Annotated in this window: 7 protein-coding genes; 3 read left to right on the top strand and 4 right to left on the bottom strand. The window is 35.8% G+C overall.

All coding sequences use genetic code 11. The annotated features are described in order from the left end of the window. Nucleotides 1-206: 206 nt before the first annotated feature. The 4 genes from CWS31_RS16870 to aroQ all read right to left on the bottom strand — a co-directional run bounded on the left by CWS31_RS16870 (nt 207) and on the right by aroQ (nt 2,911). Nucleotides 207-383 carry an oxidoreductase-like domain-containing protein gene (locus CWS31_RS16870; protein ID WP_101342975.1) on the bottom strand — a complete coding sequence of 59 codons (177 nt, stop codon included), beginning with the start codon at nt 381-383 and terminating at the stop codon, nt 207-209. A gap of 81 nt (nt 384-464) precedes the next feature. Next, a complete protein-coding gene (gene accC, locus CWS31_RS16865) occupies nt 465-1,811 on the bottom strand; it encodes an acetyl-CoA carboxylase biotin carboxylase subunit (RefSeq protein WP_101342791.1) in 1,347 nt (448 codons plus the stop codon). 36 nt (nt 1,812-1,847) lie between these two features. Beyond that, on the bottom strand, nt 1,848-2,294 hold the full coding sequence (gene accB / locus CWS31_RS16860; protein WP_101342792.1) for an acetyl-CoA carboxylase biotin carboxyl carrier protein: 447 nt from the start codon (nt 2,292-2,294) through the stop codon (nt 1,848-1,850). A gap of 149 nt (nt 2,295-2,443) precedes the next feature. After that, entirely contained in the window at nt 2,444-2,911 is a 468-nt protein-coding gene (gene aroQ, locus CWS31_RS16855; protein ID WP_101342793.1) for a type II 3-dehydroquinate dehydratase, read from the bottom strand. A gap of 441 nt (nt 2,912-3,352) precedes the next feature. Between aroQ and CWS31_RS16850 the strand changes: the two genes are divergently transcribed. Genes CWS31_RS16850 through CWS31_RS16840 form a run of 3 tightly spaced genes read left to right on the top strand, consistent with a single transcriptional unit; the run spans nt 3,353 to nt 7,450 of the window. Continuing rightward, complete coding sequence (locus tag CWS31_RS16850; RefSeq protein ID WP_211355857.1) at nt 3,353-3,703, top strand: hypothetical protein; 351 nt, start codon at nt 3,353-3,355, stop codon at nt 3,701-3,703. After that, complete coding sequence (locus CWS31_RS16845) at nt 3,681-4,961, top strand: TonB-dependent receptor (protein ID WP_101342794.1); 1,281 nt, start codon at nt 3,681-3,683, stop codon at nt 4,959-4,961. Before CWS31_RS16850 ends, CWS31_RS16845 begins: the two co-directional genes overlap by 23 nt. 11 nt (nt 4,962-4,972) lie before the next feature. After that, on the top strand, nt 4,973-7,450 hold the full coding sequence (locus CWS31_RS16840; protein WP_101342795.1) for a putative bifunctional diguanylate cyclase/phosphodiesterase: 2,478 nt from the start codon (nt 4,973-4,975) through the stop codon (nt 7,448-7,450). The last annotated feature ends 36 nt before the right edge of the window (nt 7,451-7,486 follow it).

Raw genomic sequence — 7,486 nt, 5'->3', positions numbered from 1 at the left:
GCTTTTAAACCTTTTAATTCTCGCTGAGTGGGAAAGAACTTAATCAATTTGGTATTACACCTCTGCAATAATTTTAATTATTCGTAGTTCAAGGCGAGAAAACGAAGCCAATAACTGGTTATTGGGAGTTTTCACAACGCAGAAATACGCATAATTAGCGCTGTTGTAGCATTTTGCTTATCGAATTCAGGTTAAATACTAATATTTTATATTTTAGTGGGATTTTTATCTGTGGTTGATTTTAGCTGTTGCTGCTCTTTAATTATTACTTGTTCCATACGCCAGATTTTTAATTTTCTATAATAATTATCCCATACGCAAGGATCACAAGCACTGTCACAACATTCATTATCAGCAGGTGGTGTAGGTTTGTTATTTAACATAATTTTATATTCATCAAACGTATAAAACAAAAAAGCTCTGCATTGCAGAGCTTTTAAACATAGGTTGACTAACTTTAGTAGTTAACCAAGCTCAGCTAATTTATGCTCTAAGTAATGAATGTTAGCGCCGCCGTTAACAAAGCCTTGATCATTTAGGATATCTTGATGCAAAGTAATGTTAGTTTTGATGCCATCAATTACCAATTCAGATAATGCATTACGCATACGTGCAATTGCTACATCACGACTTTCACCCCAAGTGATTAGTTTACCAATCATAGAGTCATAGTGTGGTGGTACTGAGTAATCAGCGTAAATATGAGAATCCCAACGAACACCTAAACCACCTGGTGGGTGGAAGCGTGTAATTTTACCCGGAGAAGGAATAAAAGTACGAGGATCTTCAGCATTAATACGACATTCAATTGAGTGGCCTGCAATATTGATATCATCTTGAGTAAACGATAATTTTTGACCTGAAGCAACACGAAGTTGTTCTTTGATCAAATCAACACCGGTGATCATTTCAGTTACAGGATGTTCAACTTGAATACGGGTATTCATTTCAATGAAATAGAATTCACCGTTTTCGTATAAGAATTCAAAAGTACCTGCACCGCGGTAGTTGATTTCAATACATGCATTACAACAACGTGCACCAATTTGTGCACGTAGCTCAGGAGTAATACCTGGCGCAGGAGCTTCTTCAACAACTTTTTGATGACGACGTTGCATTGAACAATCGCGCTCACCTAAGTGAACAGCACTGCCTTGGCCATCAGCAATAATTTGAATTTCAACATGACGAGGGTTTTCTAGGAATTTTTCCATGTAAACCATGTCATTTTTGAAAATTGTACCCGCTTCTTTTTTGGTTAACGCAATAGAGTCGATTAAATCTTCTTCTTTGCGAACAACACGCATACCGCGACCGCCACCGCCACCAGCAGCTTTAACAATAACAGGGTAGCCGATACGTTTAGCATGGGCTTTATTTGTCGCTTCATTATCATCTAATGGGCCATCAGAGCCAGGAACACAAGGTACACCGGCAACTTTCATCGCTTTGATCGCTGCAACTTTATCACCCATAATACGGATGCTTTCTGCTTTAGGACCGATAAAAGCAAAACCAGAGTTTTCAACTTGCTCAGCAAAATCAGCATTTTCTGCTAAAAATCCGTAACCCGGATGAATAGCATCAGCATTAGTCACTTCTGCAGCTGTAATGATTGATGGAATATTAAGGTAGCTATCTGGCGCTGGTGCTTTACCAATACAAATAGTTTCATCTGCTAATAAAACGTGTTTAAGGTTTTTATCTGCAGTTGAATGAACGGCTACTGTTTTAATACCAAGCTCTTTACAAGCTCGTAATATTCTTAAGGCAATTTCGCCGCGGTTAGCAATAACAACTTTTTTTAACATGGAATAACCCTTATGTCTGTATAAATAGATATGGGCTTATTCAATGATGAATAGCGGTTGATCAAATTCAATAGCATCTTCATTTTTCGCTAAAATTTCTTTGATTACACCTGATTTATCAGCTTCAATTTGGTTCATCATTTTCATTGCTTCAACAATACATAATGTATCGCCAGCGTTAACGTGTTTACCTACTTCAGCAAATGCAGGAGCATCAGGAGAAGCTGAAGCATAGTAAGTACCAACCATAGGAGAGCGAACAACATGACCAGTAATTACTGGCGCTGCGGCTTCAGCTGCTACAGGAGCAGGTGCTACTGCAACTGGTGCGGCTGCAGGAGCTGCGTGCATTACTGGAGCTGCTTGCATAGCTACAGCACCACGGCTTATACGTACTGACTCTTCACCTTCAGAGATTTCTAATTCATTAATACCAGACTCTTCTACAAGTTCGATAAGTTTTTTGATTTTACGAATATCCATTTGAATACCTTAATATGTGTTGATAAAACTATGTTTTTAAATAATGTCTTAAGTAATGTTTTAAATAATATTTCTAACTGACTTTTAAATCATGTTTATAAATATAGGTTAATGATAGGTCATTAACTGTTACGTTTTGTAATTGCAGCTTAATTTTTATTATTAGCCTGTGCTTTAGTTAAGTATGTGTGAGCAGCATCTAGAGCAAAACTATAACCTTGAGCACCTAGTCCACAAATAACACCAATAGCAACATCAGACAAATAAGAATGTTTTCTAAATGTTTCACGCGCATGTACATTAGATAAATGTACTTCGATAAAAGGAATTGAAACAGAAAGTAACGCATCTCTTATCGCCACACTGGTATGAGTAAAAGCACCAGGGTTGATAATTATAAAGTCTACTTTTTGATAGCCTTTATGAATGGTATCAATGAGCTCATGTTCAGCATTTGACTGTAAGTGAATTAACTCAATACTTTTCTGTTTAGCTTGACCATTTAACTCGGCTATAATGTCCGATAAGCTTTGATGGCCATAGATAGTAGGCTCACGCTTACCGAGCATATTTAAATTTGGTCCATTTAACACTAAAACTGTAAACTTTGCGTTCATCTTCTGCTAAATCGCCATTAAAAATTAATTGGCGCTAATAATTACATAAATTAAGGAGAGTGTGAACAAAAAAAGCTGATTTTCAGCGTTTTTTTTGTTATTGGCGATAATAGCCTTGTTTTCGAAGAATTTAGCAGCAACTTCCTGGTCATACCTCTTGTTTTAGCAAAATCATCCACAGGTAAATATTTGATTTATGCATCTTTTAAGCTATTATTATTGATGGAGCCTAGATTAGATTATTGATTTTATAGCGTTTTCCACACATTTGTTCAATTTTATCGGTTCTTGAAGGGATTCATTATTAAAACTTATTTTCTCACTTTGCTGCTTATCGTTGCGTGCCTCGCGCCGACGCAAGTAAATGCTGTTGAGATTATTGCCAACCTACAAGTTTCTGATACACATTTAAGTCAAGCACAATTACGACGGATTTATACGATGCGTCAGTTGCATTGGAGTGATGAGAGTGTCATCACCGTTTTTGTTTTACCTAGTCAACATGAACTCCATCATCATTTTGCAAAAGAACGTTTACAGATATTTCCTTACCAACTCAATCGCATTTGGAATAAATTAACTTATTCAGGCTTAGGAGTTGCTCCTACTATTGTCGAGACAGAACAAGAACTTATTCAAGCCGTTATTAATACACCAGGCGCTATTGGTTATATTTATGACAAATCATTAATTAATATACAGTCAAGTAAAAGTGATGAAACGCTAGATATGAAAGATGATCAGCAAGGAAGTAGTAAAGGAGTGGTAAATGTTATCAATATTGAAGACTAATACAACAACATTTGCAGAGCTTAGCTGCTTTGGTGCTATTACACCTATAAAAGCAAAAATTGCTCAACAGCTTTGTATTAGCCTTTTGAGCATGTTTTCTGTTTTTGCCGTATATGCCGACGAGAGTTATATACCAACATCATCTCAAGATTTTCAACTACACGGTTTTATTGCTGTAGGTTTGATAGATGTTGATGGTAGTGACTTTGTAAATTATGACGGAGAACCTTCCACCGACCTCACCGAAATTGGTCTTAATACTTCTTATCAATTAACCGATAAAGTACGCTTGGCGGCTCAAGTAGTTTACTTAAATGGTGGTAATCGTTATGCAAAAGGGCTACGTATTGATTATGCATTACTTGATTGGTCTGCTTATACCGATGAACTATGGCAAGCAAATATATATTTAGGGCGATTTAAGAATAATCATTGGCTATATTCTAGTTCACGAGTAGTGCCTTTTGCTCGACCTAGTATTATTTTGCCGCAATCGGTTTATTTTGATGGCTTTCGTGATATTGCTGTTGGTAGTGATGGGGCTTATATTAAAGTTAGTCACAATAATGATGAACTAGGTAATTTTGACTTTTCTTTAAGTTATGGCAAATCACCTATTTCAGAAAAACAAACAGAAATTTTGTTAGGTCATGGTGCGTTAGGTAAAACCATTCAAGATTATGAACTTCATGGTAGCGTGTATTGGCAGCCCACTTTTTCACAATGGCGCTTTGGTTTGTCGATATTAAACTCTGACTTTCATTATAAAGAGAATGAAACATTTGATTTTTTCTATAACGCAGATTTTAACTTTCAGTTTTATACTGTTAATGCCATGTACGAGGGAGAATACTGGGAATTTAGTGGGGAGGTGTATCAACAACGTTTTGTCACTGATGGTTTTTATGCGCCAGGCTTCCATAAAGACAGTACTGGACAAGGTTACTATGGACAAACTCGTTATAAGCTAACTCCTAACTTAACTTTGTTAGCCCGATATGAAAACTTTTACTTAGATAAAGATGATAAAGACGGTAAAATTTTACAAGCGACAACAGGTATACCTTATTACTTTGCTTTTAATAATGACGTTACTTTAGGTCTCGCTTACGAATTTAGCAGTAATATGGAAGTTAGAGTAGAGTATCACTGGGTTGAAGGCGGAGGTAGATTAACACCTGTAGTGGTACCAAATCCGTTGATAAATAACTCTGAAAAATGGACTATATCAGCCATACAGTTTATGTATTGGTTTTAAAGTAGGTGGACATGACTAAAAGATTTGTAGGTGTACCAACCAAACTGTTGATACTGATAATCACAACTTTGCTGCTACTTGCGGTTGGGTTTTCTTCAATATCTTATCTACGTTTACAAGCAGATTATCAAGAATTTCAAAAAAATAATATTACCCAAGGACAAGTGCAGGTAAATCTGCATAATAATATATTACGCAATAAATTAACCGTTTGGCTAGAGTCGTTCACTGATCTTATTCAATTATCACAACAAGATGATTTTTCGTCCTTAGCGTTACAACTTGAAAAGCAATATGATGCATTGCAATTACACCTCAATGTCGAAGATATATGGTTGGTTGATAGCAAGGCTAATATACTTTTTGCGACTAATAATTTCCCTCCGTTAGTACAAGAAAATATTGCACAGGTGTTTCGCTTACAAGAACCTGAATACCGTATTTACTGCCCCAAAAACTGTCAAATATTATTAAGTCTGCCATTACTAAATAAGCAAGGTGATATGGTTGTGGTAACCATGAGTGCTTCGTTGCTTGATATGCTATTTGCTTTAAAAACGACATTAAACAGAGACGTTGCCGTTATTCGCATGGATATTGAAGATGGGGCTGTAATCGAAGGAACTACGGCTGAAATAATATCTACCTCTAACATGGAGTTAACTCAATCTATACTTGCAACGGGTTCACTTTATTCTCTATTAGATCAGATAATTAAAGAAGGTTTAAAACTGGACTTAACTAAGCATAGTTACTTGATTAATTTATTAACTTTGTCAGAGCAAAGTAAGCAAGATTTTTTCTTGGTGTTAATTGATGATGTTACCGCTTATACAGAAAAAAATGACGCATATCAAAGGCAATTTATATTAACCTTGAGTCTGATTTTTATAATGTTAGCCGCTTTTGTTTATTTTATTTCAAGCCCTTTTACTAAGCGTTTATTATTGTTATCAAACGCACTGCCGCTATTGGCTAAAAAGAAGTTTAATGAGTTTCGTCAAGTTGATCTTAAGCGTCCACGCATGTTTGCCGATGAGTTAGATATTTTAGCAAATTCAACGCAAGAGCTAAGCTTTGAGTTAGAACAACTTAACTTGGTAGTAGAGCAAAAAACGAAAGAATTAGAAAATATTGCTATGTATGATTTATTAACAGGTTTGCCAAATCGTAATATGTTGAATTATCAATTGCGTAAATCATTAGCCAATATTGCCCGTTATGAAAGTGGGGTGGCTGTATTATTCCTCGATTTAGATGATTTTAAAAAGGTTAATGATAGTAATGGTCATAACATTGGCGATAAATTACTAATACAAGCTGCTGAGCGTGTGCGTGTTAGTGTTGGTGAAACTGATTTAGCAAGTCGTTTTGGAGGGGATGAATTTGTTATTATTCTTAGTCACCTTAAACATATTGATGAAGCTATTGCCGTAGCAGATAAAGTGCTATTACAGTTTAAAGAGTCGATTAAGTTGGGCTCAAACATGTTTTATGTATCTACCAGTATTGGTATTGCCTATACCGAATCTACAATCGAAAAAGCAGAAGACTTAATTAGTCATGCCGATATTGCAATGTATGAAGCAAAAGACAATGGTGGCGGCCAGTACCATGTGTACCATCCTGACATGTTTCAGCGTGTTGCTCATCGGGTAATGCTTGAAGGAGAGGTGAGACAAGCTTTAGCTAAGCAACAGTTCAGTTTAAGTTTACAGCCTCAAATTTGTGCGAAAACCAAAAAAATATATGGTTTTGAGGCGCTGTTACGCTGGCAACACCCTGAAAGAGGTATGATATCACCAGAAGACTTTATTCCAATATTAGAAAACTCACAGCACATGATCGAATTAGGTTATTGGATTATTCGTCGATGCTTTGAATTAGCTACCTCTTTGAAAAACTATGGTTTAGCCGAGGCTAGAATTGCGATTAACTTATCTGCGGGGCAATTTATGGATCCTAACCTCCCGCATTTTTTAAATGAGTTGTTAGTGGAGTTTTCATTAAAAGCAAGAGACTTTGAATTAGAGCTAACAGAGCAAACCTTAGTTAAAGATATGGATCATACTATTGCTATGATGGAGTCTTTAAAACTTATAGGTTTCAGTTTTGCTATAGACGATTTTGGTACGGGTTACTCATCGTTGGCTTATTTAAAGAAAATGCCTGTTGATGTGATTAAAATTGATAAGAGTTTTATTTTTGGTATGTTGGAAAATCAATCTGATTTTCAAATTATCACTTCAACTATCGCTATGGTCAAAAACTTAGGTTTGATGGTGGTAGCTGAAGGTGTAGAAACACAGGCGCAATTGCGCAGCTTAACTGAAAATGATTGTGATGTTATTCAAGGTTATTATTACTCTAAACCTATTCCTGAAAAAGATTTGTTAGAAGCATTAGATAAACAGGTGGTTTCAGGTTTTTGGAAAGTACCTAAAAGTAATGAATCAAGCTTGCCATTAAATAACCTGAGTTCGGGATAATGAAATTGTAAAGTATAACAATATCAACTATTTGTA

It is taken from the genome of Colwellia echini (assembly GCF_002843355.2).
Classification (GTDB): domain Bacteria; phylum Pseudomonadota; class Gammaproteobacteria; order Enterobacterales; family Alteromonadaceae; genus Colwellia; species Colwellia echini.
The sequence above is the reverse complement of the archived record's forward strand: the minus strand, read 5'-3'. Positions and strand labels throughout refer to the sequence as shown.

What these genes read in the sequence shown, in the direction of transcription:
- aroQ (WP_101342793.1), bottom strand. Translation starts at nt 2,911, where the DNA reads ATGAACGCAAAGTTTACAGTTTTAGTGTTAAATGGACCAAATTTAAAT.
- accC (WP_101342791.1), bottom strand. Translation starts at nt 1,811, where the DNA reads ATGTTAAAAAAAGTTGTTATTGCTAACCGCGGCGAAATTGCCTTAAGA.
- CWS31_RS16870 (WP_101342975.1), bottom strand. Translation starts at nt 383, where the DNA reads ATGTTAAATAACAAACCTACACCACCTGCTGATAATGAATGTTGTGAC.
- accB (WP_101342792.1), bottom strand. Translation starts at nt 2,294, where the DNA reads ATGGATATTCGTAAAATCAAAAAACTTATCGAACTTGTAGAAGAGTCT.
- CWS31_RS16840 (WP_101342795.1), top strand. Translation starts at nt 4,973, where the DNA reads ATGACTAAAAGATTTGTAGGTGTACCAACCAAACTGTTGATACTGATA.
- CWS31_RS16850 (WP_211355857.1), top strand. Translation starts at nt 3,353, where the DNA reads ATGCGTCAGTTGCATTGGAGTGATGAGAGTGTCATCACCGTTTTTGTT.
- CWS31_RS16845 (WP_101342794.1), top strand. Translation starts at nt 3,681, where the DNA reads ATGTTATCAATATTGAAGACTAATACAACAACATTTGCAGAGCTTAGC.